The 24,763-nt window shown below is 73.2% G+C and carries 26 protein-coding genes and 1 tRNA gene; 11 read left to right on the forward strand and 16 right to left on the reverse strand.

From position 1 onward, the window contains the following. Positions 1-84: 84 nt before the first annotated feature. Positions 85-1,077, reverse strand: a complete 993-nt coding sequence (selD, locus tag ACQP1N_RS19005) for a selenide, water dikinase SelD (protein WP_207393968.1) — start codon at positions 1,075-1,077, stop codon at positions 85-87. 177 nt (positions 1,078-1,254) lie between these two features. On the opposite strand from selD, the gene ACQP1N_RS19010 reads away from it, so the two are divergent. The 3 genes from ACQP1N_RS19010 (at position 1,255) to ACQP1N_RS19020 (ending at position 3,419) form a co-directional block, all read left to right on the forward strand. Next, entirely contained in the window at positions 1,255-3,096 is a 1,842-nt protein-coding gene (locus tag ACQP1N_RS19010) for an AMP-dependent synthetase/ligase (protein WP_433225679.1), read from the forward strand. 10 nt (positions 3,097-3,106) lie between these two features. Next, positions 3,107-3,202 (forward strand) — tRNA-Sec (locus tag ACQP1N_RS19015). Positions 3,203-3,236: 34 nt separating this feature from the next. Next, entirely contained in the window at positions 3,237-3,419 is a 183-nt protein-coding gene (locus tag ACQP1N_RS19020) for a DUF3099 domain-containing protein (RefSeq protein ID WP_433225681.1), read from the forward strand. Positions 3,420-3,426: 7 nt separating this feature from the next. On the opposite strand, the gene ACQP1N_RS19025 is transcribed toward ACQP1N_RS19020, so the two are convergent. Next, positions 3,427-3,753 carry a DUF4333 domain-containing protein gene (locus tag ACQP1N_RS19025; RefSeq protein ID WP_067795869.1) on the reverse strand — a complete coding sequence of 109 codons (327 nt, stop codon included), beginning with the start codon at positions 3,751-3,753 and terminating at the stop codon, positions 3,427-3,429. 194 nt (positions 3,754-3,947) lie between these two features. Between ACQP1N_RS19025 and fdhD the strand changes: the two genes are divergently transcribed. The 4 genes from fdhD to ACQP1N_RS19045 all read left to right on the forward strand — a co-directional run bounded on the left by fdhD (position 3,948) and on the right by ACQP1N_RS19045 (position 8,113). Next, positions 3,948-4,760, forward strand: coding sequence for a formate dehydrogenase accessory sulfurtransferase FdhD (fdhD, locus tag ACQP1N_RS19030; protein WP_067795872.1), 813 nt, complete (start codon positions 3,948-3,950; stop codon positions 4,758-4,760). Between the two features lie 152 nt (positions 4,761-4,912). Next, positions 4,913-5,899, forward strand: a complete 987-nt coding sequence (locus ACQP1N_RS19035) for an alpha/beta fold hydrolase (RefSeq protein WP_084262755.1) — start codon at positions 4,913-4,915, stop codon at positions 5,897-5,899. A gap of 23 nt (positions 5,900-5,922) precedes the next feature. Further along, positions 5,923-7,536, forward strand: a complete 1,614-nt coding sequence (locus tag ACQP1N_RS19040; RefSeq protein WP_067795875.1) for a phytoene desaturase family protein — start codon at positions 5,923-5,925, stop codon at positions 7,534-7,536. Positions 7,537-7,678: 142 nt separating this feature from the next. Beyond that, positions 7,679-8,113 (forward strand): CBS domain-containing protein, encoded by a 435-nt coding sequence (locus tag ACQP1N_RS19045; protein WP_067795878.1) that lies wholly within the window; start codon positions 7,679-7,681, stop codon positions 8,111-8,113. A gap of 13 nt (positions 8,114-8,126) precedes the next feature. On the opposite strand, the gene ACQP1N_RS19050 is transcribed toward ACQP1N_RS19045, so the two are convergent. Further along, complete coding sequence (locus ACQP1N_RS19050) at positions 8,127-9,593, reverse strand: PLP-dependent aminotransferase family protein (protein ID WP_067795881.1); 1,467 nt, start codon at positions 9,591-9,593, stop codon at positions 8,127-8,129. Between the two features lie 94 nt (positions 9,594-9,687). Between ACQP1N_RS19050 and ACQP1N_RS19055 the strand changes: the two genes are divergently transcribed. Then, positions 9,688-10,305, forward strand: a complete 618-nt coding sequence (locus tag ACQP1N_RS19055) for a YczE/YyaS/YitT family protein (protein ID WP_067795885.1) — start codon at positions 9,688-9,690, stop codon at positions 10,303-10,305. Positions 10,306-10,338: 33 nt separating this feature from the next. Here ACQP1N_RS19055 and ACQP1N_RS19060 read toward each other — a convergent pair whose 3' ends face one another. The 3 genes from ACQP1N_RS19060 to ACQP1N_RS19070 all read right to left on the reverse strand — a co-directional run bounded on the left by ACQP1N_RS19060 (position 10,339) and on the right by ACQP1N_RS19070 (position 13,176). After that, positions 10,339-11,229 (reverse strand): hypothetical protein, encoded by an 891-nt coding sequence (locus ACQP1N_RS19060; protein WP_067795888.1) that lies wholly within the window; start codon positions 11,227-11,229, stop codon positions 10,339-10,341. Continuing rightward, positions 11,226-12,320, reverse strand: coding sequence for a S66 peptidase family protein (locus ACQP1N_RS19065; protein ID WP_433225686.1), 1,095 nt, complete (start codon positions 12,318-12,320; stop codon positions 11,226-11,228). The genes ACQP1N_RS19060 and ACQP1N_RS19065 overlap by 4 nt, the downstream gene beginning before the upstream one ends. Before the next feature lie 88 nt (positions 12,321-12,408). Next, positions 12,409-13,176, reverse strand: coding sequence for an SIR2 family NAD-dependent protein deacylase (locus ACQP1N_RS19070; protein ID WP_067795890.1), 768 nt, complete (start codon positions 13,174-13,176; stop codon positions 12,409-12,411). A gap of 124 nt (positions 13,177-13,300) precedes the next feature. Between ACQP1N_RS19070 and ACQP1N_RS19075 the strand changes: the two genes are divergently transcribed. After that, positions 13,301-14,263: a sulfotransferase family protein gene (locus ACQP1N_RS19075; protein WP_433225688.1), complete on the forward strand. Its 963-nt coding sequence runs from the start codon at positions 13,301-13,303 to the stop codon at positions 14,261-14,263. 4 nt (positions 14,264-14,267) lie between these two features. Here ACQP1N_RS19075 and ACQP1N_RS19080 read toward each other — a convergent pair whose 3' ends face one another. From ACQP1N_RS19080 to ACQP1N_RS19095, 4 genes are all read right to left on the reverse strand, one after another. Further along, positions 14,268-16,217, reverse strand: a complete 1,950-nt coding sequence (locus tag ACQP1N_RS19080) for an ABC transporter ATP-binding protein (RefSeq protein WP_407642192.1) — start codon at positions 16,215-16,217, stop codon at positions 14,268-14,270. Between the two features lie 157 nt (positions 16,218-16,374). Further along, positions 16,375-17,142: an enoyl-CoA hydratase/isomerase family protein gene (locus ACQP1N_RS19085; RefSeq protein ID WP_433225691.1), complete on the reverse strand. Its 768-nt coding sequence runs from the start codon at positions 17,140-17,142 to the stop codon at positions 16,375-16,377. A gap of 213 nt (positions 17,143-17,355) precedes the next feature. Then, the gene (locus ACQP1N_RS19090) at positions 17,356-17,568 is read right to left on the reverse strand and encodes a helix-turn-helix domain-containing protein (protein ID WP_021596738.1); all 213 of its coding nucleotides are present in this window, start codon (positions 17,566-17,568) and stop codon (positions 17,356-17,358) included. A gap of 116 nt (positions 17,569-17,684) precedes the next feature. Further along, a complete protein-coding gene (locus ACQP1N_RS19095; protein ID WP_067795897.1) occupies positions 17,685-19,283 on the reverse strand; it encodes an ABC-F family ATP-binding cassette domain-containing protein in 1,599 nt (532 codons plus the stop codon). Positions 19,284-19,555: 272 nt separating this feature from the next. Between ACQP1N_RS19095 and ACQP1N_RS19100 the strand changes: the two genes are divergently transcribed. After that, on the forward strand, positions 19,556-20,350 hold the full coding sequence (locus tag ACQP1N_RS19100; protein WP_433225693.1) for a VOC family protein: 795 nt from the start codon (positions 19,556-19,558) through the stop codon (positions 20,348-20,350). Positions 20,351-20,388: 38 nt separating this feature from the next. Here the strand turns inward: ACQP1N_RS19100 and ACQP1N_RS19105 are convergent, their stop codons facing one another. The 3 genes from ACQP1N_RS19105 to ACQP1N_RS19115 are packed head-to-tail and all read right to left on the reverse strand — an operon-like array spanning position 20,389 to position 22,445. After that, entirely contained in the window at positions 20,389-21,150 is a 762-nt protein-coding gene (locus ACQP1N_RS19105) for an AIM24 family protein (RefSeq protein WP_067795900.1), read from the reverse strand. 3 nt (positions 21,151-21,153) lie between these two features. Next, positions 21,154-21,807 carry an AIM24 family protein gene (locus ACQP1N_RS19110; RefSeq protein ID WP_067795906.1) on the reverse strand — a complete coding sequence of 218 codons (654 nt, stop codon included), beginning with the start codon at positions 21,805-21,807 and terminating at the stop codon, positions 21,154-21,156. Beyond that, entirely contained in the window at positions 21,807-22,445 is a 639-nt protein-coding gene (locus ACQP1N_RS19115; protein ID WP_242608647.1) for an AIM24 family protein, read from the reverse strand. The genes ACQP1N_RS19110 and ACQP1N_RS19115 overlap by 1 nt, the downstream gene beginning before the upstream one ends. A 67-nt stretch (positions 22,446-22,512) precedes the next feature. On the opposite strand from ACQP1N_RS19115, the gene ACQP1N_RS19120 reads away from it, so the two are divergent. Then, entirely contained in the window at positions 22,513-22,908 is a 396-nt protein-coding gene (locus ACQP1N_RS19120; protein ID WP_067795911.1) for an ABC transporter permease, read from the forward strand. Positions 22,909-23,021: 113 nt separating this feature from the next. On the opposite strand, the gene ACQP1N_RS19125 is transcribed toward ACQP1N_RS19120, so the two are convergent. The 3 genes from ACQP1N_RS19125 to sufU all read right to left on the reverse strand — a co-directional run bounded on the left by ACQP1N_RS19125 (position 23,022) and on the right by sufU (position 24,746). Then, positions 23,022-23,801: a class I SAM-dependent methyltransferase gene (locus ACQP1N_RS19125; RefSeq protein WP_174548841.1), complete on the reverse strand. Its 780-nt coding sequence runs from the start codon at positions 23,799-23,801 to the stop codon at positions 23,022-23,024. A gap of 157 nt (positions 23,802-23,958) precedes the next feature. After that, complete coding sequence (locus tag ACQP1N_RS19130; protein ID WP_067795915.1) at positions 23,959-24,291, reverse strand: metal-sulfur cluster assembly factor; 333 nt, start codon at positions 24,289-24,291, stop codon at positions 23,959-23,961. Beyond that, positions 24,288-24,746 carry a Fe-S cluster assembly sulfur transfer protein SufU gene (gene sufU, locus ACQP1N_RS19135; RefSeq protein WP_067795917.1) on the reverse strand — a complete coding sequence of 153 codons (459 nt, stop codon included), beginning with the start codon at positions 24,744-24,746 and terminating at the stop codon, positions 24,288-24,290. The genes ACQP1N_RS19130 and sufU overlap by 4 nt, the downstream gene beginning before the upstream one ends. Positions 24,747-24,763 lie beyond the last annotated feature (17 nt).

Consider the following 24,763-nt stretch of genomic DNA (forward strand, 5'->3'; position numbering starts at 1 on the left):
GCCTGCGCTCCTTCACTGCCCCGCCCGGCGGGCGGGTCTACAGCTCTACCCGTGTCCGGGGCGGCGACACACCGCCGGCGTCCCTCAGCGGACGATGAGCGTGTGCCGTGCCCGCGGGACGAGCTCGCCGATGACCGGGGCGCCCGGGATCTCGCCGGCGACCAGCAGCCCGCCGGAGGTCTGCGCGTCGGCCAGCAGCAGCCGCTCCTCCTCGGCGATCCGGCGGAAGCCGGTGTGCGGGGACACCCACGCCAGGTTGCGCCGGGTGCCGCCGGGCACGAAGCCGTCCCGGACGGCGGCCCGCGCCCCGTCCAGGTACGGCACGGCGGAGGCGTCCACGACGGCCGTGACGCCGCTCGCCCGCGCCAGCTTGTAGAGGTGGCCGAGCAGCCCGAACCCGGTGACGTCGGTCGCGCACGCGGCGCCGCGCTCGATCGCGGCGAGCGCCGCCTCGGCGTTGAGCCGCGTCATCGTCTCCACCGCGTGCGGGAACACCTCCCCGGTCGCCCTGTGCCGGGCGAGGAGGACGCCGGTGCCGAGCGGCTTGGTCAGCGTCAGCGGCATGCCGGGGCGGCCGGCGTCCAGCGTGAGCAGCCGGTCCGGGTCGGCGATCCCGGTCACGGCGAGGCCGTACTTGGGTTCGGGGTCGTCGATGCTGTGCCCGCCCGCGATCGCGCAGCCGGCGAGCGCCGCGACGTCCCGGCCGCCGCGCAGGACCTCGCGGGCCAGTTCGACGGGCAGCGTGTCGACGGGCCAGCCGAGCAGGTTGACGGCCATCAGCGGCTCGCCGCCGACCGCGTAGACGTCCGACAGCGCGTTGGCGGCGGTGACGCGGCCCCAGTCGTAGGCGTCGTCGACCACCGGGGTGAAGAAGTCGGCGGTGGACACCACGGCCCGGCCGCCGCCGATGCGCAGCACGGCCGCGTCGTCGCCGTCCGGTCCGCCGACGAGCAGCGCGTCGTCCCCGCCGGTGAGACCGGTCACGACCCGCTCCAGCAGGCCGGGCGGGATCTTGCATGCGCAGCCGCCGCCGCGGGCGTACTGCGTCAGGCGGGCGGTGGGGATGAGGCGGGCCACCCGCACGATTTAACGCACAAGCCCCATAAATGATCAAGGAGCGGACAGTACGCGGGCGGTCACGATGGGCCGAACACTCCGCCCGACCAGGGCGGAAATCCGGAGACCCCTTGTCCGAACCGCGTTCGGCATGATGCGATTCCCCTCTGCAAGTCAGCGCTTACAGCAAGGGGCGACATGGGGATTCGGGAACAGCGGGCCGAACTCGACCGGGCCGTCGCGGGAGAGACGATCTGCACCAGCCTGGCCGCGACCGCGCGGGCGCACGGCGGGCGGCCCGCCTACTCCGACCGGATCGACGGCGAATGGAAGACCCTGACCTGGGCCGGCACCCGGACCCGCGCGCTGGAGACGGCCGCCGGGTTCGCCGCCCTCGGCCTTGCGCCCGGCGACGTCGTCGCGCTGATGATGCCGAACCGTTCCGAGCACGTCCTCGCCGACCTCGGCGCCGTCCACGCGGGCGGCGTCCCCGCCACCGTGTACGCGACGCTCGCGCCCGACCAGGTCGCGTTCGTGGCCGGCCACTGCTCGGCCAGGTACGCCGTCCTGGACGGCGAGGACCAGCTCGCCCGCTGGCGGCCCGTCCTGGACCGGCTCCCCGAGCTCCGCAAGATCATCGTGGTGGACGCCGGCGCCTGCCCGCCCGGCGACCGCTACCTCACCTGGGACGCCTTCACGGCCCTCGGCCGCGAGCGCCTCGCCGCCGACCCGGATGAGATCGACCGCCGGTGGCGGGCCGTCAAGCCCGAGGACACCGTCACCCTGCTCTACACCTCCGGCACCACCGGCGACCCCAAGGGCGTCCTGATCACCCACTCGATGGTGCTGCAGGAGGCGGAGATGGTGAAGCGCAGCTCCGCGCTGCCCGAGCACCCGGCCGGTGTCTCCTACCTGCCGTTCGCGCACATCGCCGACCGCGTCCTCAGCTACTACCTGCCGGTCCGGCTGGCGTCCCACATCCACTTCTGCCCCGACCCGGCCCAGCTCACGACGGTCCTGCGCGAGGTGCGCCCGCACTCGTTCTTCGGCGTGCCCCGCGTCTGGGAGAAGATCATGGCCGGGATCCAGGCCGTCCTGTCCACCGAGCAGGACCCGGCCAGGAAACAGGCCGTCGCGGGCGCCCTGGACGCCGGCCGCGCCTATGTGACGGCCCAGGAGTACGGCAACACGCCCACCCCCGAGATCACCGCCGCGTTCGAGGCGGCCGACAAGGCCGTCCTCACCCCGATGCGCGCCCTGCTCGGCCTGGACCGCGTCCACCAGGCGTCCAGCGCCGCCGCGCCGCTGCCGGTCGAGGTCGCCCGCTTCTTCGCCGGCCTCGGCCTGAAGATCTTCGACGCCTACGGGATGACGGAGACGACCGGCGCCGTCACCGCCAACCTCGCCGACTCCTTCAAGCTCGGCACCGTCGGCCGCCCGTTCACCGGCGTCGAGCTGAAGCTCGCGGGCGACGGCGAGATCCTCGTCCGCAGCGCCACCTGCACCCCCGGCTACCTGCACCGGCCGGACGCGACCGCCGACCTCCTCGACGCCGGCGGGTGGGTGCGCACCGGCGACATCGGCCGCCTCGACGCCGACGGCTTCCTCACCGTCGTCGACCGCAAGAAGGAACTGATCATCACCGCGGGCGGCGAGAACATCGCCCCGTCCCTGATCGAGAACCACCTCAAGGAGCACCCGCTCATCGGCCAGGCCCTCGCCTTCGGCGACCGCCGCCCCTACATCGTCGCCCTCATCACCCTCGACGGCGAGGTCGCCCCCGTGTGGGCCGCCGCCCACGGCATCGACTCCACCGACCTCGCCGCCCTCGCCGAGCACCCCCTCGTCCTGGACGAGGTCGCCAAGGCCGTCGAGGACGCCAACACCCGCCTGGCCCGCGTCCAGCAGGTCAAGAAGTGGCGCCTGCTGCCCGCCGAATGGACCGCCGAGAGCGAGGAGCTGACCCCGACCCTCAAACTCAAGCGCCGCGTCGTCCACGCCAAGTACTCCCCCGCCATCGACGCCCTCTACGGCGGCTAAGATCGCCTGCGGAGGCGTGTGAGCGCCTGGTGGCCTCCCCGGCCTTCAAAGCCGACGGTCCCGAGGATCTCGGGACGGCGGGTTCGATTCCCGTACGCCTCCGCCACCTCCGCCCGGCCGGGACGGCGTACGGTGGGTACATGAGGCGGCGCAGGCTGGCCTACACGATCATGATGGGGACGTGCCTCACGCTGTTCGTCCTGTCGTGGACCGTGGTGCGGCTGTGGTCGCACCCCGCGGCGATCGCGATGGCGGTGGTGGCGCTGGCCATCCCGCCGTTCGCGGCGATCGTGGCGAACTGGAACATCGACCGCCGCGACTGACGGCGCGTCAGCCGGCGCCCTTCGGCTGCGGGGGCTCCTTCATGGTGAAGCGGACCTGGTCGCCCTCGACCGAGGTGACGGTCACGGTCAGCGGGTAGGTGCCGCCCTTGCCGTCCTTGACCGTGCACTGGACGGTGGCGCCGACCTCGCCCTTGAGGTCCTCTGGGCATTCGGCGGTGGCCGGGCCGATGCCGCCGTCGTCGAAGGGCGGGCCGAACTTCGCGACGATCTCCTTCTCCACCGTGCCGGCGGAGACGGTCTTGGTCAGCTCGCAGCCGGCGGTGGTCAGCGCCAGACCGCCGAGCAGGGCGGATACGAGCAGGAACTTGCGCATTGGTGGTGGTACTCCCCGTGTGTCGGTGCGGCGGCCCCTGGTCCCCGTGGGCCGCCGATCGGTACGTTCCGATGCTCGGTCCCCGGGCGCCCCGTGCGCCAGGGCGTCCCGTCCCGACGAAAAAGGGACCATGAACGGGACGCACCCGTCCGAACTTTTCTTTACCCGCGGGCTTCCTGGGTACGGTTCCGTCCATGGGGCGGATCACCGTGCGCAGGCCCGTGCTGCGGCTGAGCACGACCGGGACTCGGGGCCGCAGGCCCGACACGCTCGCGGTGGAGGAGCCGCTGGAGATCCGCGTCGCCGGGAAGCCGCTCACGATCACGATGCGGACACCCGGGCACGACTTCGATCTGGTCGCCGGGTTCCTGGCGGCCGAGGGCCTGATCGGGGACGCGCGGGACCTCAGGGCCATGCGGTACTGCGCCGACACGGCCGAGCAGAACACGCTGGACGTCGCGCTGGCGCCCGGGGTGCCGCCGCCGGGCGACTCGATGACCCGCGCGTTCACGACGACCAGTGCGTGCGGCGTATGCGGGAAGTCGAGCATCGAGGCGCTGCGCGCCGGCCGGCCCTACGAGGTGGCCGGCGATCCGGTGCGGCTCGCGCCGCAGGTGCTGGCGGCGCTCCCCGGCCGGCTGCGGAAGGCACAGCGGGTGTTCGACCGGACGGGCGGGCTGCACGCCGCCGGGCTGTTCGACGCGGGCGGCGGGCCGCTGGCCGTGCGCGAGGACGTCGGGCGGCACAACGCGGTCGACAAGGTGATCGGGTGGGCGCTGCGGCAGGGACGGCTGCCGCTCGCCGGGACGGTCCTGATGGTCAGCGGGCGCGCGTCCTTCGAGCTGACGCAGAAGGCGATGACGGCGGGCGTGCCGGTGCTGGCGGCGGTGTCGGCGCCGTCGTCGCTGGCGGTGGAGCTCGCCGAGGACGCCGGCATGACGCTCGTCGGGTTCGTGCGGGGCGAGAGCATGAACGTCTATGCGGGTGCGGAGCGCATCGCCCCGTGAGGGCGGCACTCGCCATCACGCACATCGGCTCGTTCCGCATCGTCCTGCCCGAGGGCCCGGGCCGCCGCGCCGCGCGGGCGTCGCTTCGCGCCGTGGCGGGGCTCACGCCGCGTCGCCTTGACCGCGGGACGATTCGGCGATTCATTAGCAGGATGTCCAATAAAGCGGCCGGCGCCGCCCCGGCCCGCAGGCGCCGGGTCCGCGGCGACGGCGTCGACCTGGCCGTCTACGAGCAGGGCGACCGGTCGCGGCCGACGGTCCTGCTCGTGCACGGCTACCCCGACACCCACGCGGTGTGGGACGAGGTGGCCGGGCGGCTCGCCGGGCGGTTCCACGTCGTCCGGTACGACGTGCGCGGCGCGGGCGTGTCGTCTCGGCCGTTCGGACGCAGGCGCTACACGTTCGACTACCTGATGTCCGACATGTGTGCCGTGCTGGACGCCACCGCCCCCGAGCGCGAGGTGCATCTGGTGGGGCACGACTGGGGATCGATCCAGGCGTGGGAGGCGGTCTGCACGATGCCGGACCGGTTCGCCTCCTTCACCTCGATCTCCGGGCCCTGCCTGGACCACGTGGGGCACTGGATGCGGCGCAACCTGGCCCGGCCCACCCCGTCCAACCTGAAGCGGGCGGCGGGGCAGGGCCTGCGATCGTCCTACATCTACTTCTTCCAACTGCCGCTGCTACCGGAACTGCTGTGGGGGGCGGGCCTGGCGACGCTGTTCACCCGCGCCCTCGCCGCGGGCGAGGACGTCGCGCCGCGCCCCGGCCACCCGGCGAGGACGGTGGCGCGCGACGCCGCGGCCGGGGTCGGGCTGTACCGGGCGAACATGCTGCACAGGCTCCGCCGGCCGCGCGACCGGCGCACGGACGTGCCGACGCAGGTCATCGTCCCCACCAGAGACCTGTTCGTGTCGCCGCACCTGGTGGGCGGGCTCGCCGGACGCGTCCCGAACCTGTCGCTCCGTACCGTCGAGGCCGGGCACTGGGTGCCGCGCAGCCATCCCGGCGTCGTCGCGCACTGGATCATCGAGCACATCACGGGCGTCCAGGGCGGTTCGCTCACCGCCGCCGGGCCCCGCACGCCCGGAGCGCGCCCGGGACCGGATCGTCGCTCCGTCCGCTCCGGCCGCCCGTAGGGTGATCACCCGGGAGGTGCCACATGGTGGACGCCGTGGTCATCGGGGCGGGCCACAACGGGCTCGTCGCGGCGAACATGCTGGCCGACGCGGGCTGGGACGTGGCGGTCCTGGAGGCGCAGCCGGAGCCGGGCGGCGCCGTGCGCAGCGACCGGGGCGTCCATCCCGACTACGTCAGCGACGTGTGCAGCGCGTTCTACCCGCTCGGCGTGGCGTCCCCGGCGATGCGCGCGCTGGACCTCCAGCGGTACGGGGTGCGGTGGCGGCATGCGCCCGCCGTCCTCGCCCACCCGCTGCCGGACGGGCGCTGCGCCGTCCTTGAGCGCGACCGTGACGCGACCGCCGCGAACCTCGACGCGCTCGGCGCGGGCGACGGTGCGGCGTGGCTGCGGCTGTGCGGGCTCTGGGACGAGATCGGGGAGGAGGTCCTGCGCGCCCTGTTCACCCCGTTCCCGCCGGTCCGGGCCGCGCTGCCGCTGGCGGCCGCGATGCGCCGCGCGGGCGGGCTGCGCGTCGCGCGGTCGCTGCTGGCGCCCGCCCGCACGCTGGGTGAGCAGGAGTTCGCCGGGCCGGGCGGGCGGCTGCTGCTCGCCGGGTCGGCGCTGCACACCGACCTGTTCCCCGAGTCGACGGCCGGGGCGCTGTTCGGCTGGCTGCTCGCGATGATCGGGCAGCGGTACGGCTGGCCGGTGCCCGAGGGCGGGGCGGGCGAGCTGACGGCCGCGCTGGTGCGGCGGCTGGAGTCGCGGGGCGGGCGCGTCCACTGCGACACCCCGGTCACGTCCGTCGTGGTGCGGAACGGGCGCGCGCTCGGGGTGCGGACCGCGTCCGGGGAGCCGGTGCGCGCCGCCCGGGCCGTGCTCGCGGACGTGTCCGCACCCGCCCTGTACGGCGGCCTGGTCGGCTGGTCCGACCTGCCCGCATCGCTGCGCGCGGACATGCGCCGGTTCGGCTGGGACCAGGCCACTTTCAAGGTCGACTGGGCGCTGTCGGGCCCCATTCCCTGGTCGTCCCCCGGCGCCGGGCGTGCCGGGACCGTCCACCTGTCCCCCGGCATGGACGCGCTGACCGGCCACAGCGCGCATCTCGCCACCGGCCGCGTCCCGGCCGAGCCGTTCGCGCTCCTCGGCCAGATGACGGTCGCCGACCCCGCCCGCTCGCCCGCCGGGACCGAGTCGGTGTGGGCGTACACGCACGTCCCTCACCGGGTGAAGGCCGACGCCGGGCCGGACGGGATCACCGGCACCTGGGACGAACGCGAGCAGGCCGCCATGGCCGACCGCGTGGAGCACATGGTGGAGCGCCTCGCGCCCGGCTTCCGCGCACGGATCGCCGGCCGCCGTGTCATCGCGCCGCCCGCGTTCCAGGCCCACGACGCCAACCTGGTGAACGGCGCGCTCAACGGCGGAACCTCGCTGATCCACCAGCAGCTCGTGTTCCGCCCCGTTCCGGGCCTCGGACGCGCCGAGACCCCGGTCGCGGGCCTCTACCTGGCGTCCGCGTCCGCCCATCCGGGCGGCGGCGTCCACGGCGCCTGCGGAGCCAACGCCGCCCGCGCCGCGCTCGCCCACGCGGGCCCCGCGGGACGCCTCCTCACCCCCGCCCTCAACGCGCTGGGCCGCCTCCTCGCCCCGTAGCCGCGGGGCAAGTGCCGTGAACGGTTTGCCGCGGCGGGCTTTCCCTCGGCGCCGGAACATGCGACCTTGACAGAACAGGCCCGGCGACCGGCACGGCGGCCGTCGCCCCCACGGGCCCGAAACCGGCACCGGAGCGTGAGACATGCGGATTCGCGACATCCTGCGGCGTAAGGGAGACACGGTCACCACGGTGCGGCCCGAGGCCACCGTGCGGCAGTTGCTCGCCGTCCTGGCGGAGCACAACATCGGAGCGGTGGTGGTCTCGCCCGACGGCGCGGCGATCGCCGGCATCGTCTCCGAGCGCGACGTGGTGCGGCGGCTGCACGACGCCGGCGCGGGGCTGCTCGACCGTCCCGTCACCGACATCATGACCACCGAGGTCCACACCTGCGGTCCCGGCGCCGAGGTGGAGGAGCTGCGCGGCACCATGACCGAGCACCGGTTCCGGCACGTGCCCATCGTCGAGAACGGCCGGCTCACCGGGATCGTCAGCATCGGCGACGTCGTCAAGAGCGCCATCGACGAGCTGCAGAGCGAGCGTGAGCACCTCGTCGGCTACATCCAGGGCGCGCCTTGACGCGGGCTCCCGGTCAGACGTAGGCGGGCAGGGGACGGGCGGCGGGGGCCGACCGAACCTCGCGGTAGGCGAGGGCGAGGCGTTCGGCGGCCAGGCGCAGCGTGTCGGGCGGCAGCACGTACGGCAGCCGGACGTAGTCCTCCAGGACGCCGTCCGCGCCGAACACCGGGCCGGCGACGACCCGGACGCCGAGCCGCTCGGCCGCCTCGGCGAGCGCCGTGGCGACGGGCGTGCCGATCCGCGCCCACAGCGACATGCCGCCGCCCGGCAGCCGGAACTCCCAGCCGGGCAGCAGCTCGCGCAGTGCCCCGGCGAGCGCGTCCCGGCCGCGTAGCAGGCTCTCCGCGCGCTCGGCGCGCACCTCCTCCACCCGCAGCAGCAGTTCCCGGACGATCAGCTGGTCGAGCACCGGGCTGGCCATGTCGAACGGCTCGCGGGCCAGCGTCAGGCGGCGGGCCAGCGGCGCGGTCGCGCGGATCCAGCCGATGCGCAGCCCGCCCCACAGCAGCTTGGACGCCGACCCGACCGTGATGACCCGGCCGCCGGTGTCGTAGGCGGCGAGCGGCGGCTCGCGCGGCGCGTCGAGGTCGTGGGCGAGGTCGGCGAACGTCTCGTCGGCGACGAGGAACGCGTCGGCGCGCCGTCCGGCGTCGACGAGCGCGGCCCGGTCGTCGGCCGCCATCAGGTGGCCGGTCGGGTTCTGGAAGTCGGGGATCGTGTACGCCATCCGGACGGCGGCCTGCCGCATGGCGCCCGCGGCGAGTTCGACGTCCCAGCCCTCGTTGACGCCGACGGGGACGAGCCTGGCGCCGCGGCGGCGCAGCGCGCCGAGCGCGTGCGGGTAGGTGGGCCGCTCGACCATGACTGCGTCGCCCGCCTCCACGAGCAGGTGTGACAGCAGCGTGAACGCGTGCTGCGCGCCGGTGGTGACGACGATCTGGTCGGCCCGGGTCGGGACGCCGCGCGCCGCGTACCCGTCCGCGATGACCTGCCGCAGGCTCGCGAGACCGGCGGGCTCGTAGCCGGGTCCGGAGCTGTAGCGGGGCAACTCGTCGACGGCGGCGGCGACGGCCTCGGCGAAGATCGCCGGCGCACCGGGGGTGGCGCAGCCGAGGTCGATGAAGGACGCGTCGTCCGGCGCGGGGTGGGCCCTGCCGAACCGGCCGCCCGGCGGCGCGGGGCGCGGCTCGGCGGACGACATCCGCACCGGGGGCAGCGCCGTCCAGCTGCCCGCGCCCTGCCGGCTCTCGATGTACCCCTCGTCGCGGAGCCGGTCGTAGGCGGTCGTCACGGTGGTGCGGCTGACGCCGAGGGCGGCGGCGAGGTCGCGTTCGGCGGGCAGCCGGGTCCGCAGCGCGAGCCGCCCGTCCAGGACGAGGCCGCGCACGGACCGGGCCAGCGCGGCATAGACGGGGCGCTCCCTCGACACGTCCCCCAGGAGGCGGGCCAGGTGCGGTCCGCTCACATAACGCGTGCTCATGCAAGCCATTTTTACACATTGGCCCTATATCGGCCAGGCCACTTTGCGTCAGGATAGGCGAAAAGATGGCCACTCATGGACTGAGGAGCGGGTAATGGCCTTGATAACGCGTCGGCTGGTGCAACTTTATGCCGGATTGGCCTTCTACGGGCTCGGTATCGCACTCCAGGTGGCGTCCGGACTCGGCAACGACCCGTGGGACGTCCTCCACCAGGGCCTCTCCCGCCGCTTCGGCCTGTCGATCGGCGTGTGGATCATCATCACGGGCGCGGTCGTGATGCTGGCGTGGATTCCACTGCGGCAGCGGCCCGGCATCGGGACGATCAGCAACGTCATCCTCATCGGCGCCTTCGCGGACCTGTTCCTGTGGCTGCTGCCCACGCCGGACGCGCTCGCCGCGCGCTGGGCCTACCTGATCACGGCGGTCCTGGTGGGCGGCTTCGCGACCGGCTGCTACATCGGCGCCGGGCTCGGCCCCGGCCCGCGCGACGGGCTGATGACCGGACTCGCCGCGCGGGGCCACTCGATCCGGGTGGTGCGGACGGCGATCGAGCTGACCGTGCTCGGCACCGGCTGGCTGCTCGGCGGCACCGTCGGCGTCGGGACGCTCCTGTACGCGGTCGCGATCGGGCCGCTGACCCACGTCCTGCTGCCCGCCCTGACGGTCAAGCCTCCCGCCGCGGCGCCCGAACCCGAGCCGGTCCGCGTCTAGAAGTGCACCGAGCCGGGGCGGCGGCGACCCGCGTCAGTGCTCGGCCGCGAGCGCGGTGAGGACGGAGGCGAACTCCTCCGGCAGGATCAGCGTGTCGCCCTCGTAGCGGGTCGCGAGGTAGCTCAGCTCACCGGCGCGCCACCAGTACAGGTGCGGGCTGAGCGATCCGGGGCCTTCCTCATAGGCGCGGTGGGCCTGCGCCTGCAGTTCGGTGGCCGCCGCCACGGCCGCGCGGTAGCGCGCCCTCGGGTGCCCCTCGGAGATCCGGAGCGGGTGGGCGACGATCAGGCTGCGGTTGGGCGCGATCACCAGCGCCCCGTAAGGCCCGATCGACAGGTACTCCTCCAGCCACGCCAGGTGGGTGACGGCGTAGAACGTCCAGCCGTGCAGGACGCAGACGCGGACGCCGCCGAGGTCCTGCTCGTCCACCTGGAGGGGCCCGTCGGCGCGGACGTTGGCACGCCCCAGCATGAACAGCGCGTCGCCGGAGACCGGCCAGCCGTTCATCTCGTCGGTCGTGACCGTCCGGACGGTGGTGGGCGTGTCGACGACGACCGCCTCGATCAGGCCGGGCGCGAACGGCCGGGCCGCAAGGGCGCCGTTATCGGCCGCGGCGGGGTAGATGCGGGTGCGCAGCAGGTGCTGGGCGAGGTCGAAGTCGCTCAGGTCGAGCGGTTCCTCGATCGCGGTCACGATCGTGGTGACGTGGTCGGAGACCAGCGCGGGCCAGTCGTCGCGCGGGACGAGCCGGGCGAGCTGCCGCAGGTCGCGCAGGCTGACATGCAGCCGGCCGGCCCCCTCCAGCAGCATCACCTCGCCGGGCATGCGCGTGCAGCGGTAGCCGAGGCTCTCGGCGACCAGGACCAGCAGCGATTCGAGGGTCCCCTCGTCCCACCGTTCGGGACGGGCATGGCGGCCGCTCATCGGGCACCTCCCGGGGGCGCTTCGAGGGTGAGCGCGCCGGGGTCCGCCGCGGCGGGGCGCGGATCTTCGGGTGCGGCGGTGAGCACCGCGGGGGCGCCGAGTTCGAGGGTCAGCTGGCGCGGGCCGTGCCCGGCGGCGACTCCGGCCAGCACCGGCACGCCGAGCGGCCCGAGCCGCGCGGCGAACACCGAGTCGAGTTCGGCGGGGTCTCCGCAGTCCCGCCAGGAGCCGAGCGCCACCCCGGCCGCGCCGTCGAACCAGCCGGCCTGGAGAAGCTGGACGAGCATCCGGTCGATCCGGTAGGGCGCCTCGGTGACGTCCTCCAGGAAGACGATGCGGCCGGCGGCGGGCGGCGGGGCGTAGGGGGTGCCGAGCAGGGCCGTGAGGAGTGCGAGGGTGCCGCCGGTGAGCGGGCCCTCCGCGCGTCCCGGCCGCAGGGAGCGCGTGCCGGGCAGGGTCACCGGACCGCCGAACAGCGCCGCGCGCAGGCCGGCGAGGGTGTCGCCGTCCGGGCCGGGCTCGGCGAGGACGCCGGCGGGCATCGGCCCGAAGGACGTCGTGACGTTCAGGCGCGTTCCAAACGCGGCGTGCAGGGCGGTGATGTCGCTGGAACCGTGCAGGATTTTCGGGCCGCCGCCGGAGGCGGCGGACGCCTCGGTCGCGGCGCCCAGGGCGTCCCAGTCGAGGTGGTCCAGGACTCGGGTGGCACCGTATCCGCCGCGCGCGCAGATCACCGCGCGGACGCGCGGGTCGCACCAGGCGTCCCGCAGGTCAGCGGCCCGGTCGGGGTCGCTGCCGGCGAGCCGGTGCCAGTCGTCGCGGACGGGCCCGCACGCGCCGAGGTTGACACGGTCGAGGGCGTGCTTGCCGACCACGACGTCAAGGCCGAGGTCGCGCAGGACGGCGCAGCCGGCCTCCAGCCGGGCGGGGTCGGCGGGCCCGCTGGGCGCGATCACCGCGACCCGGTCGCCGGGCCGCAACCGCCCGTACCTGCGGGTCTTGCGGGCTGAGGTCCGGCCGCCGGGCATGCCGACGGCCGGCGCGGCCGGCGGCCCGTCGGCCACCTCCGCGCGGGCGCCCCCGCTGTTCAACCCGATCCCTCCTCGCACCGCAACGGATAGAGCTTGTCAGGATCCGGACGCCAGTGGAAGAGGCGACCGGTCACGACCCGCCAACAGATCATCGCCCCGTGCCGAGCGCGAGGCCGGCGAGGCGCGGCAGCGTCTCGCCGATCGGCCGCCGCAGGACCGCGTCGGCCAGCCCATCGTACGGCGTCTCCTCGGCATTGATGATCACCAGCCGGGCACCGTGGCCGACCGCCTCCAGGCACAGCCCGGCGGCGGGCTGCACCGTCAGCGAGGTGCCGATGGCGAGGAACAGGTCGCAGGAGCGGGCGGCGTCGACCGCCGCGTCCAGCACGTCCGGCTCCAGCGCCTGGCCGAACGAGACCGTCGCGGCCTTCTGGACGCCGCCGCACTCCGCGCATGGCGGGTCGTCCTCGCCGGCGTCGACGCGGGCGAGGATCTCCGGCATGGGGGTGCGCAGGCCGCAGGACAGGCAGACGGCCTCCCGGGCCGTGCCGTGCAGTTCGATGACCTTCGCGGCGGATGATCCGGCGCGCTGGTGCAGCCCGTCGATGTTCTGCGTGATCAGCGCACGCAGCCGCCCGGCCCGCTCCAGGTCGACGAGGACGGCGTGCGCGGAGTTGGGTTCGGCCTCCCAGACGGGGCTGTCGCGCCGCGACCGCCAGGCGCGCCGCCGCACCGCGGGGTCGGCGAGGTAGGACCCGATCGTGGACATCGCCTCCGCCGACGGGTCCCTGGTCCAGACGCCCTCCGGGCCGCGGAAGTCGGGGATGCCGCTGTCGGTGGATATCCCCGCGCCGGTCAGCACGGTGATCGCCCCGGCCTCGGGCAAGAACTCGGCAAGCGTCAGGGAGACGTCCATCCTTCACATCGTAGGTGCCGGGCGAGGGCCCGCGTCCGTCCCGGTTAACGGATGGATATCGGGCCGCCCATTACGCGGAGTCACGGACCGGCCAACCCTCAAAAGGTGACAAACTTGGCCCCGTATGAGGTCGACGCCGCACATCCTGGTGATCAACGGCACCAAGGTCCGCCGCCCGGTGTTCATCCTGGGCGCTCCGCACTCCGGTGCGGAGCTGCTGGCGCGCGCGGTCAAGCGGACCCCCGGCTTCCATCTCACCACCGGCCGTCCGGGCGTCCTGCGCGTCACGTACGCGTTCGCCCGGCAGCCGTCGATCGCGACCGAGCGCGGGAAGGGTGCCGCGCGGGTGCTGCGGGACGCCTACGCCGAGGCGTGGCAGGTGTCGGCCCGGGCCTGCGCGCAGTGCCCGGACGAGTGCCGCGAGCTGGCCGCGCTGCCGCCGCGTCCGCCCGTCCCGCCCGGCCGCCCGATACCCGGGAGCGAGCTGCCCGCGCCGTGCGTGGAGCCGCACGGCCTCGCCCGGTTCGCCGACGCCTCCCCCGACCTGATCTACAGCGCCGACGTGCTCCTGGACGCCTTCCCCGACGCCCAGTTCGTCCAGGTGATCCGGGACGGCCGGGACGTGGTCGCCGACATGCTGGACGACGAGCGCTGCCTCGCCTGGTTCAAGCCCGGCCTGGCCAATCTCGACACGGTGTTCCCCAACCCGTTCTTCGGCGTCGAGGACCACACCGACCGCAACCGGTGGCCGCGCGCGGCACCCGCCGTGAAGTGCGCGCTGCGCTGGCGCGGCTCGGTGCGGCTCAGCGCGAGGCTCCGGCAGCAGGTCCCGGAGGAGCAGCTGTTCACCGTCCGCTACGAGGACCTGATCGCCCGGCCGAGCCGCGTGGGCGCCGACCTCTCGGTGTACCTGGACGCGCCGATCCCGAAGACGGCCCTCTCCGGCCTGGCGCGCATCGGGGACGCCGACGACGGCGGCGTCGGGTCGTGGCGCGAGCGGCTCACGCCGCGGCAGGCCGCCCAGGTCGAGAAGGTCGCCGGGACCGAGCTGCGCCGCCTCGGCTACCGGACCGGCCCGGACGCCTGAGCGGTCACTCGGCGACGAGCGTCTCGGTCTCGCGCCGCCCGTCGCGCTGGTGCGCGAACTGCGTCCGGTAGAGCTCGGCGTACAGGCCGCCCGCGAGCAGCAGTTCCTCGTGCCGGCCGCGCTCGGTGACCCGGCCGTCGTCGATCACCAGGATCTGGTCGGCCTCCCGGATCGTGGACAGCCGGTGCGCGATCACCAGCGACGTCCGGCCGGCGAGCGCGGTGCGCAGCGCCCGCTGGACGGCCGCCTCGGACTCGGAGTCCAGGTGCGCGGTCGCCTCGTCCAGCACGACGACGGACGGCGCCTTGAGCAGCAGCCGGGCGATCGCGAGCCGCTGCTTCTCCCCGCCCGACAGCCGGTAGCCGCGGTCGCCGACGACGGTGTCCAGGCCGTCCGGCATCGCGGCGACGAGGGCGCCGATGTGCGCGGCCTCCAGCGCCGCGCCGATCTCCTCGTCGGTGGCGTCCGGACGGGCGTAGCGCATGTTCTCCCCGATCGAGTCGTGGAACAGGTGCGCGTCCTGGCTGACCACGCCGATCTCGGCGCGCAGCGACTCCAGCGTCACGTCCCGGACGTCGGTGCCGCCGATCCGGACCGCGCCGCCGGACACGTCGTACAGCCGCGACACCAGATGCGTGATCGTCGACTTGCCGGCACCGGACGGCCCGACGAGCGCGACGAGCTGCCCGGGCTCGGCGCGGAAGTCGACGTCGTGCAGCACCTCCCGGCCGGGTGCGGTGTCGGTGCGCGCGATCGACTCCAGCGAGGCCAGCGACACCTCGTCCGCCGACGGGTAGGCGAACCGGACGTGGTCGAACTCGATCGACGGCGCCCGCGGGGGCTGCGCGGGACGCGCGCCGTTCCCCGACGGCTCACCGGCCGCCCGCAGGGCGCGGGCGGCGTCCTTGTCGCGGATCAGCGGCTTGAGGTCGAGCACCTCGAAGACCCGGTCGAAGCTGACGAGCGCGGTCATGACGTCCACGTGGACGTTCGACAGCGCGGTCAGCGGCCCGTACATCCGGGTCAGCAGGGTGGCGAGCGCGACGAGCGTGCCGAGCTGGAAGGTGCCGTCCACGACCAGGTAGCCGCCGACGCCGTAGACCATGGCCGTCGCCAGCGCCGCGACCAGCGTCAGCGCGGTGAAGAACACCCGCCCGTACATGGCGGCCACCACTCCGATGTCGCGGACGCGGGCGGCGCGGCCGGAGAAGTTCTCCTCCTCCTCGGCGGGCCGGCCGTACAGCTTGGCGAGCATCGCGCCGGCGACGTTGAACCGCTCGGTCATCAGCGAGCCCATCTCGGCGTCCAGCACCATCTGCTCCCGGCTGACCCGCTGCAGCCGCTTGCCGACCCACTTGGCCGGCAGGATGAAGACCGGGAGCAGCAGCAGCGCGATCACCGTGACCTGCCACGACAGGATCAGCATCGTGACCAGCACCAGGATCAGGCTGATCACGTTCGACACCACCGACGACAGGGTGGTGGTGAGGGCGCGCTGCGCGCCGATGACGTCGTTGTTGAGGCGGCTGACGAGCGAGCCGGTCTGCGCGCGCATGAAGAACGCGACGGGCTGCCGCTGGACGTGCGCGAACACCTGGCTGCGCAGGTCGTAGATCAGCCCTTCGCCGATGCGCGCCGAGTACCAGCGCTGCACCAGGCCGAGGACCGCCTCCACCAGCGCGAGCCCGGCGACGGCGACGGCGAGCCAGAGGACGATGCCCTGCCGGCCCGGCACGATACCGCGGTCGATGATCGCCTTCAGCAGCAGCGGGTTGGCGACGACGATCAGCGCGGACAGCGAGCTCAGCGCGAGGAACAGCACCAGCTCCCTGAGGTAGGGACGGGCATATCCCGCGATCCGCCCGACGGTGCCGGGCTTGAGCTTCTGCCTGGTGACGGAGCTGTCCCTGCGGAACGACGCCATCACCTGCCAGCCGTTTCCCGGCATTCCCATGTCCGCCTCCGTCACGTCATCGCCATCGATGTAATCAAGTAAGCATCTCAGTATCCGAGGTCGACAACGCCGCACGGACCGCCGTGCTTCCCGGCTCCGCTCACGGCATAACGGCTGTGGACGGCTCGTGGTCACCGCCCGGCCGGTGCCTCCGGGGTCACTTGCCGAACATCTCGCGGAGGCGGCCGATCTGCTCGCGGCGCTCGGCGGCGCACTGCTCCTCAAGGGTGTGCTCGGCGGCCTGCCACAGCAGCCGCTTGGTCGCCACGGCCGCGCCCGGGTTCACCGCGAGCAGCGCCCCGGTCAGGTCGCGGACGGCCCCGTCCAGGCCGTCGCGCGGGACGACGATCTCGGCGAGGCCGATCCTGGCCGCCTCGTCCGCGAGGACGGTCCGGGCCGTCAGGCACAGCTCCAGGGCGCGCCCGATGCCGACGATCTCCACCAGCGGCTTGGTGCCGGTCAGGTCGGGGACGAGCCCGAGCGCGGGCTCCTTCATGCAGAACTTGGCGTCCTCGGCGACCACGCGGATGTCGCAGGCCAGCGCGAGCTGGAAGCCGCCGCCGATGGCGTGGCCGTGCACGGCCGCGACGGTGACGATGTCGGGACGCCGCAACCAGGTGTAGCCCTCCTGCAGTTCGGCGATGAAGCGGTCGGTGGCCTCGGCGTCCGAGCCGTCCGCGAACCCCTCGCCCTCGCCCTCGCCGGAGAACATGCCGAGGTCGATGCCCGCCGAGAAGCACGGGCCCTCGCCCCGCAGGACGACGACGCGCACGTCCGGGGGCAGTGAGCGGCCGATCGCGGCGAGCCCGCGCCAGGTCGTGAACGTCATGGCGTTGCGCCGCTCGGGCCGGTTCAGGGTGACGGTCGCGACGGCGCCGTCCACCTCCAGGCGAAGACCGGCCTGCTCCAGGTCGGTACCCGCCATGACCGGTTCCGGTCGTCCCGTCGTTGTCGCGTCCCCCACTGCTCTTCCTCTCGATGAGCGTGCCCGCGCCGGGGTGCGGCGCGGGCATGGCGGGCCCGCCCCGCCGTCCACGAGGCGGGGCCCGCTTGCCCGGTCCGCCGCCGAAACCGAACCTTACTCGGCCGGTCGCGGCGCCGGATCAGGCGGTGCGCTCATCCGGGGGCCAGGGTCCGTTCAGGACTTCTTGCCCCGGGTCGCGCCACCGCGACCACGCAGGTTGACTCCGGACTCGGTCAGAATCCGGTGGATGAAACCGTACGAGCGGCCGGTGGCGGCTGCCAGGGCGCGGATGCTCTCGCCGGAGTCGTACCTCTTCTTCAGGTCCGCCGCCAGCTTGTCGCGCTCGGCACCGGTCACGCGGGTGCCCTTCTTAAGGGTCTCGGCCACGAGTACCTCCCGTAGTGATGTGGTGACCGCTGCGTTATCCCCCGCCATGATCAGTCATTCCCGGCTGTTCGGCTACCCACTCGGCCAGAAAAGATCTGTGGAAGTCACCTCGCAGGTCACGCGAGCGCCACCAGATCGGCAAACTCCTCACTCCAGATGTCTTCCACCCCATCGGGGAGCAAAATCACTCTTTCCGGAGCGAGCGCGTCGACCGCCCCCTCGTCGTGGGTCACCAGGACGATGGCCCCGGCGAACGTCCGCAGCGCGCCGAGGATCTCCTCCCGGCTCGCCGGATCGAGGTTGTTGGTGGGCTCGTCCAGCAGCAGGACGTTCGCGCTCGACACCACGAGCATCGCCAGCGCCAGCCGCGTCTTCTCCCCGCCGGACAGGACGCCCGCGGGCTTGTCGACGTCGTCGCCGGAGAACAGGAACGAGCCGAGGATCTTGCGGACCTCGACGGGCGCCATGCCGGGCGCGGCCGACTGCATGTTCTCCAGGACGGACCGCTCGACGTCGAGGGTCTCGTGCTCCTGCGCGTAGTAGCCGATGCGGAGCCCGTGCCCGGGCACCACCGTCCCGGTGTCGGGCTCGTCGACCCCGGCCAGCAGGCGCAGCAGCGTCGTCTTCCCGGCGCCGTTCAGGCCGAGGATGACGACGCGGCTGCCCCGGTCGACGGCGAGGTCCACGTCGGTGAAAATCTCCAAAGATCCGTACGATTTCGACAAACCCGCCGCGGTGAGGGGGGTCTTGCCGCACGGAGCCGGGTCCGGGAAGCGGATCTTGGCGACCTTGTCGGCCTGCCGCTCGCCCTCCACCCCCGCGAGCAGCTGCCGGGCCCGCCGGTCCATCTGCTGAGCCGCCTTCGCCTTGGTCGCCTTCGCGCGCATCTTGTCGGCCTGCGACAGCAGTGCGGACGCCTGCCGCTGCGCGTTCGCCGACTCGCGCTTGCGGCGCCGCTCATCGGTCTCCCGCTGGTCGAGGTACTTCTTCCAGCCGACGTTGTAGATGTCGATGACGCTGCGGTTGGCGTCCAGGTGGAAGACCCGGTTGACGACCGCGTCCAGCAGCTCCACGTCGTGGCTGATCACGACGAGGCCGCCCTGGTGGGACTTCAGGAAGTCGCGGAGCCAGACGATGGAGTCGGCGTCGAGGTGGTTGGTGGGCTCGTCCAGCAGCAGGGTGTCGGCGCCGGAGAACAGGATGCGCGCCAGCTCCACCCGGCGCCGCTGACCGCCGGACAGCGTCCCGAGGGGCTGGGCCATCACCCGGTCCGGCAGGCCGAGGCTGGAGGCGATCGAGGCGGCCTCCGCCTCCGCGCTGTAGCCGCCGAGGACGTGCAGCCGCTCCTCCAGCCGCCCGTACCGGCGGACGGCCTTGTCCCGGCCGGCGCCCGTCGCGGTCGCCATCGCGTCCTCGGCGGCGCGCAGCTCGCGGATCACCTCGTCCAGCCCGCGGGCCGACAGGATGCGGTCGCGGGCCAGCTCGCCGAGGTCGACGCCGCGCGGGTCCTGCGGCAGGTAGCCGATCGTGCCGGAGGACGTCACGGCGCCCTGCGCGGGCAGCGCCTCCCCCGCCAGCACCTTGGTGAGGGTGGTCTTGCCGGCGCCGTTGCGGCCGACGAAGCCGACCCGGTCGCCGGGATTGACCCGGAACGTGGCGGCCTCGATCAGCAGCCGGGACCCGGCGCGCAGCTCGATGTCTTTCGCGATGATCACAGTGACAGGGCTCCCCTGAAGGACGGCTCGATGGACAGGCGCACGAAACGGCGCGCCCCGCGGTCATTCGACCGGGGCGCGCCGGGCGCACTGTCAGTTCGGGAGCGGAACCATGCGATCAGTGTACGGGACGGCGGGCCGGGACCGGCCCCGCCGATCCGGCGCGGGGCCCGATGTGTGAACGCCGCGCCGCGGGCCAAGATGCGAAGTGGTGGCGAGCGGCGGGACGGCATCGGGACCGGCCGGTCCCTGCATGAGGGGGTATGAGGCGGATGACCCAGGTCACGGGCAACGTACCGGAGGGGACACCGAACTGGCTCGACATCGGCGTCCCCGACCTCGAACGGGCCAAGACGTTCTACGGGACGCTCTTCGGCTGGCAGTTCGAGGACGCGGGCGCCGAAACGGGCCACTACAACCAGTGCCTGCTGCGCGGGCAGCCGGTCGCGGGGATGATGCGGACCCCGGACGACCAGCCCGGCGAATACTGGTGGAGCGTGTACTTCGCCGCGGACGACTGCGACGGCGTCCTCAAGACCGCCACGGACGCGGGCGCGGAGGTCGTCGCCCCGGCCATGGACGTGATGGACCTCGGCCGCCTGGCGGTCCTGCGGGATCCGCAGGGCGGGCAGTTCGGCCTGTGGCAGGGCCGCGCCCACCCGGGCTCCCGGGTCGTGAACGAACCGGGGTCGTTCGTCTGGAACGAACTGGTCACACCCGACTCCGGGCCCGCCGGCGAGTTCTACCGGGCGGTGTTCGGCTACGAACTGGAGCCGATGCCGGGCGACATGGACTACACCGTCCTGCGCCGCCCGGACGGCCGCTACATCGGCGGCATCCTCGGCGGTTCCGGGATCGTCGTCGGCGGAGGCTCCGCCGAGGTGCCGTCGTGGACGACCTACTTCGCGGTCGACAACGCCGACGAGGCGGTCCGCAAGGTGCGGGCGGGCGGCGGCACGGTCGACGCCGAGCCGGCCGACAGCCCCTACGGCCGGTCGGCCGCCGTCCGCGACCCGTTCGGGGTGCCGTTCCACGTCATGAAGCCGGCACCCGAACCCGGGTCGTGACCGGCCCGCGGGGGCCCGGCGCCCGGGCCCCTGCGGGGTCAGCCCTGGCGCTCGGCGGTGAGCCGCTGCCCGATCACCTGGTGGAGCCGCTGGAGCCCGGACGTGCCGACCATCCCGATCTGGCCTTCGAGGTCGCGCAGCAGCACGTCCTCGTTCATCACGGCCTCCGACGACTGCATCAGCACGGTGCCCTGGCCGGTGAAGTCGAACTGGTGCTCCTCACCGGACGTGCCGCCGATCCCGAACACCATCCGGGCGGCGCCGAACGCACCGCGCATGTAGGAGTGGTCGTAGTGGTGGCAGGGGGACGGGCAGTCGGCCCAGCCGAGCAGCGCCTGCGGGTCGATCCGGATCGGCGGCTCGACGAAGTGGACGGGCCCGTTCGAGGCCGCCACGAACCGTCCCGTGCCGATCAGCGTCAGGAACCCCGGGATGATCGACTGCTTCAGCTCCAGGCCGGGCTCGAACGCCAGCAGGTTCCCCGCCCGGACGGTGAGGTTCCCGTTCTCCAGGTCGAAGGAGTTGACGTCGAAGCCGCGGTCGGCGAGGACGAGCTTGCCCTGCCCCTGCGCGACGATCCAGTCCTGCGCGTACAGCGGCGAGTTGAACGTGTGCGCGACGAGCGAGTCCAGCGGGCCCGCCGACAGCGCCTCGAACCTGATCTGCCCGTAGTAGGCGATCATCTTGCCCTTCTGCGCGAACCACTGCCCGTTGAGGTCGACGCTGAAGGCGTAGGGGTTGACGTTGTCGTTGGACGGAAGCGTGTAGGGGTTCCAGGTCTGCGTGCCGAACGTGCTCACGGGTCAGATCTTCCTCTCGCTGGCCTGGACGTAGACGACGCCGGTACCGCTCAGCTCCAGTTGGAAGCCCTCGCCGGAACCGCGTCCGATCAGGTCGCGCAGCCCCACCGCCGTGGTCAGCCTGTTCTGCACCTGGCCGCGATGGGCCACATACGCCTGCGGGTCGACGTGGACGGGACGCTGCGGCGTGATCGGCAGCTCCATCACGCCGCCGTGCGACAGCAGCGCGCACGAGCCGTGCCCGGTGAGCGTCGTGGTGAACAGACCCTGCCCGGTGACCGCGCCGCGCACGATGCCGCCCACGCCGCCCTGCTCGCCCATGAACATCGTCCCGACCCGCAGTGACGCGTCGTGGACGAGGAGCCGGTCGGCCTCGGCGTACAGGGTGTCGGCACCGTTCAGGTCGATGACGGTGACGTGCAGCCCGCCGTGCCCGAACATGACGCTGCCCTGCCCGGTCACGTGCATCATCGCGGTGCGCTCGCCGGCGACGGCGCGCCCGATCGTCCCGCCGATGCCCTGCCCGGCCGTGGTGGACGGGGCGAACGACACGGGCCCGGTGTAGGCGAGCATCGCACCGCGCTTGCTGTAGACCTCCTGCCCAGGCCCGATCGGCACCTGGAGCATCTTGGAGTTGATCGACTGGTATCCGGGCATCAGATCTCCAGAATTCCGCCGCGCTCGGCCGGCTGGACGTAGACCAGGCCATGCCCCTGGTACCTGAACTGCACGCTCTCCCCCGACCCCTGGCCGATCACCGTCCGCCAGTTGACGTCGGTGACCACGTCCTGCTGGAGCTGCCCGTGATGGCAGACGTAGGCGTGGGGGTCGACGCATAGCGGCGTCTGCGGTGTCACCTCCAGCGCGATGGCCGGCCCTTCGGACAGGATCGCGACCGTCCCGTGCCCGTCCACCTTCGTGGTGGCGAGGCCCTGGCCGGTGCCCATGCCCCGCAGGCCGACGAACTGGACGCCGGTCTGCAGGTTCCCGTCGAGGGCCAGCAGGCTCTCCGACTCCACGTACAGGGTGTCGCCGGTGAGCTGGACGAGCGTCACCTCCGTCGCCTCGCTCGCCAGATAGGCCGTTCCCTGCCCGGTGATCTCCATGAGGGTCATGCCCTCGCCGGCGATCCTGCGCTTGAGGGCGCCCCGCAGCCCCTCGCCGCCCGTCATGCCCTGCCGCTTGAACGTCATCTGGCCCTCATAGGCGACCATGGATCCGTTCAGCGCCCTGATGGTCTCGCCGCCGAGGTCGACGGCGAGCATCTTCGAGCCGTTCAATCGAAATTGCGCCACGAAGCGAGAAGATACAGCCCGGCGCGTTGCCGGTCCGCCCCGTGCGCGCATCGGGGAGGATGTGACCATGTGGATCGCTCCCGAACGCCGCAGTCTCAGCCGGTGGGTCGTGCCAGGGCTCGTCCTGGGCGCGGGTGTGGTGGTCGGGGCCGTGCTCGCCGCCGACGGACGGTCCGGGACGGCCCTCATCGCGCTCGCCGCGCTCATCGGATACGCGGGCTACCTCGCCTACCGGCGCAACGAGCCGGCACTGCCGGTCAGCGAGGGGTTCGGGTCCGGCACCCGGGCCCGCGCGCACCTGCGCGCCGCCGCGATGACGGGCGACGTGCTGACGGTCGCGGTGGTCGGCGCGCTCGTCGTCCAGGCGCTGCGCGGCGCCGACATCACCGCCTACGCGTGGCTCGCGGCCGTGGCCGGCGTGACCTACCTGCTGTCGGCCCTCGCCGGGGCCCGCAGCCTCTGAGACACCGCAACCACCGAGACCGGGTGATGTCCCGCTGAGATCGCCGCTGCGGGCTCAGCAGCGGCCCGATGCCCTCTCGTGCGGCTCACCCCCGGAACGCCCGGCGGCGGCCCTCACGCGCGCGGGCCGCGCACGGCCAGGGTGACGATCGGCAGCTCGAACTCCCCTGCGGCCGTCTCGGGGGTGGCCCGCAGATGCTCCAGCACCCGGCCGAGGACGGCTTCGCGCTCCGCGTCCTGCATGACGAGCAGGTGCGAGTGCGTCCCGATGGTCGCCACCATGGACTCCGCCGTCCGCCGCTGCCCGTGCGGGAACTCCGCCCGCTCGACCCCCGGGAACCATTCCGTCTCGGGCAGCGCCTTCGGCCGCCAGTTCAGGAACGACACGCTGCCGCACGCCGCCCGCTTCATCTCGGCGACCCACGGCACCCGGTCGTCGTCGGTGTTCCACAGGCCGGCGAGAACACCGCCGTCCGCCAGTACCCGGTGGATCTCCGGCAGGGCGCGGTCGAGATCGAACCAGTGCATCGCCTGCCCGACCACGACGGCGTCGACCGTCCCGTCCCCCAGCGGGATGCTCTCGGCGCTGCCCCCGGCCGCCCGCACCCCCGGTACCCGGCGCCGCAGTTCGTCCCGCATCGCCGCGTCGGGCTCGACCGCGACGACATCGGCCGCGTCCACGCCGTTCCTCAGCAGGACCTGCGTCAGTTTCCCGGTCCCGGCCGCCAGGTCCAGCACCCGCAGGGATCCGCGCCCCGCGACCGGCTCCAGCGCCCACCGCACCGCCGCGTCCGGATAGTCGGGCCGCTCCCGCGCGTACGCCGCCGCGCTCCCCCCGAACGACGCCGCCCGCCGCGCCATCAGCTCCGGTTCGCTCCCCGGAAACGCATCCATCACACCGGCCAACCTTAGAGGGGCGAGGTCACGGTCAGCGGTCATGGCGCGGCATGGAACCCACGCCGCGCTCGTCGAGCCGTCCTGGCGGGTCCGGTCTCGTCCAGCGGGACCCGGGAGGCCGCGCTCCCGGGCGGGACGCGGCCTCGTGCGGGTGTCAGACGTTGAAGCCGAGGGCGCGGAGCTGGTCGCGGCCGTCGTCGGTGATCTTGTCGGGGCCCCACGGGGGAAGCCAGACCCAGTTGATCTTGACGTCCTTGACGAGGCCCTCCAGGGCGCTGTGGGCCTGGTCCTCGATCACGTCGGTGAGCGGGCAGGCGGCGCTGGTGAGCGTCATGTCGATGGTGGCCACCTCGTCGTCGAGGTTGACGCCGTAGATCAGGCCGAGGTCGACGACGTTGATGCCGAGTTCGGGGTCGACGACGTCCTTCAGTGCCTCCAGGACCTCTTCCTCCTGGACGGACGTGTCTGTCGCGGGCGTATCGGTCATGATGCCTCTCCGAGTGCGCGGGCGGTCGCGTCCTTCCACGCCATCCAGGCGAGCAGGGCGCACTTGATCCTGGCGGGGTACTTGGAGACCCCGGCGAAGGCGACGGCGTCCTCAAGGACGTCCTCGTCCGGCTCGATGTCCCGGCCGCGCGACTGCATCAGCGCCAGGAACTCCTCGCCGACGGCCATCGCCTCCTTCACTGACTTTCCGATGATCAGGTCGGACATCACCGAGGCGCTGGCCTGGCTGATCGAGCAGCCCATGGCGTCGTAGGAGACGTCGGCGACCGTGGCGTCCTGGCCGTCGCCGTCCAGGTGGACGCGCAGCGTCACCTCGTCACCGCAGGTCGGATTGACGTGGTGCGCCTCGCCCTCGAACGGCTCCCGCAGCCCCTTGTGGAGGGGGTTGCGGTAATGGTCCAGGATGACCTCCTGGTACATCGCCTCCAACTGCATGTCGTCCCTTCCAAGCC

Source organism: Actinomadura formosensis (assembly GCF_050948385.1).
GTDB classification, from domain to species: domain Bacteria; phylum Actinomycetota; class Actinomycetes; order Streptosporangiales; family Streptosporangiaceae; genus Spirillospora; species Spirillospora formosensis.

What these genes read in the sequence shown, in the direction of transcription:
- ACQP1N_RS19010 (WP_433225679.1), top strand. Translation starts at nt 1,255, where the DNA reads ATGGGGATTCGGGAACAGCGGGCCGAACTCGACCGGGCCGTCGCGGGA.
- ACQP1N_RS19020 (WP_433225681.1), top strand. Translation starts at nt 3,237, where the DNA reads ATGAGGCGGCGCAGGCTGGCCTACACGATCATGATGGGGACGTGCCTC.
- ACQP1N_RS19025 (WP_067795869.1), bottom strand. Translation starts at nt 3,753, where the DNA reads ATGCGCAAGTTCCTGCTCGTATCCGCCCTGCTCGGCGGTCTGGCGCTG.
- fdhD (WP_067795872.1), top strand. Translation starts at nt 3,948, where the DNA reads ATGGGGCGGATCACCGTGCGCAGGCCCGTGCTGCGGCTGAGCACGACC.
- ACQP1N_RS19035 (WP_084262755.1), top strand. Translation starts at nt 4,913, where the DNA reads ATGTCCAATAAAGCGGCCGGCGCCGCCCCGGCCCGCAGGCGCCGGGTC.
- ACQP1N_RS19040 (WP_067795875.1), top strand. Translation starts at nt 5,923, where the DNA reads ATGGTGGACGCCGTGGTCATCGGGGCGGGCCACAACGGGCTCGTCGCG.
- ACQP1N_RS19045 (WP_067795878.1), top strand. Translation starts at nt 7,679, where the DNA reads ATGCGGATTCGCGACATCCTGCGGCGTAAGGGAGACACGGTCACCACG.
- ACQP1N_RS19050 (WP_067795881.1), bottom strand. Translation starts at nt 9,593, where the DNA reads ATGAGCACGCGTTATGTGAGCGGACCGCACCTGGCCCGCCTCCTGGGG.
- ACQP1N_RS19055 (WP_067795885.1), top strand. Translation starts at nt 9,688, where the DNA reads ATGGCCTTGATAACGCGTCGGCTGGTGCAACTTTATGCCGGATTGGCC.
- ACQP1N_RS19060 (WP_067795888.1), bottom strand. Translation starts at nt 11,229, where the DNA reads ATGAGCGGCCGCCATGCCCGTCCCGAACGGTGGGACGAGGGGACCCTC.
- ACQP1N_RS19070 (WP_067795890.1), bottom strand. Translation starts at nt 13,176, where the DNA reads ATGGACGTCTCCCTGACGCTTGCCGAGTTCTTGCCCGAGGCCGGGGCG.
- ACQP1N_RS19075 (WP_433225688.1), top strand. Translation starts at nt 13,301, where the DNA reads ATGAGGTCGACGCCGCACATCCTGGTGATCAACGGCACCAAGGTCCGC.
- ACQP1N_RS19080 (WP_407642192.1), bottom strand. Translation starts at nt 16,217, where the DNA reads ATGGGAATGCCGGGAAACGGCTGGCAGGTGATGGCGTCGTTCCGCAGG.
- ACQP1N_RS19085 (WP_433225691.1), bottom strand. Translation starts at nt 17,142, where the DNA reads ATGGCGGGTACCGACCTGGAGCAGGCCGGTCTTCGCCTGGAGGTGGAC.
- ACQP1N_RS19100 (WP_433225693.1), top strand. Translation starts at nt 19,556, where the DNA reads ATGACCCAGGTCACGGGCAACGTACCGGAGGGGACACCGAACTGGCTC.
- ACQP1N_RS19110 (WP_067795906.1), bottom strand. Translation starts at nt 21,807, where the DNA reads ATGCCCGGATACCAGTCGATCAACTCCAAGATGCTCCAGGTGCCGATC.
- ACQP1N_RS19120 (WP_067795911.1), top strand. Translation starts at nt 22,513, where the DNA reads ATGTGGATCGCTCCCGAACGCCGCAGTCTCAGCCGGTGGGTCGTGCCA.
- ACQP1N_RS19125 (WP_174548841.1), bottom strand. Translation starts at nt 23,801, where the DNA reads ATGGATGCGTTTCCGGGGAGCGAACCGGAGCTGATGGCGCGGCGGGCG.
- ACQP1N_RS19130 (WP_067795915.1), bottom strand. Translation starts at nt 24,291, where the DNA reads ATGACCGATACGCCCGCGACAGACACGTCCGTCCAGGAGGAAGAGGTC.
- sufU (WP_067795917.1), bottom strand. Translation starts at nt 24,746, where the DNA reads ATGCAGTTGGAGGCGATGTACCAGGAGGTCATCCTGGACCATTACCGC.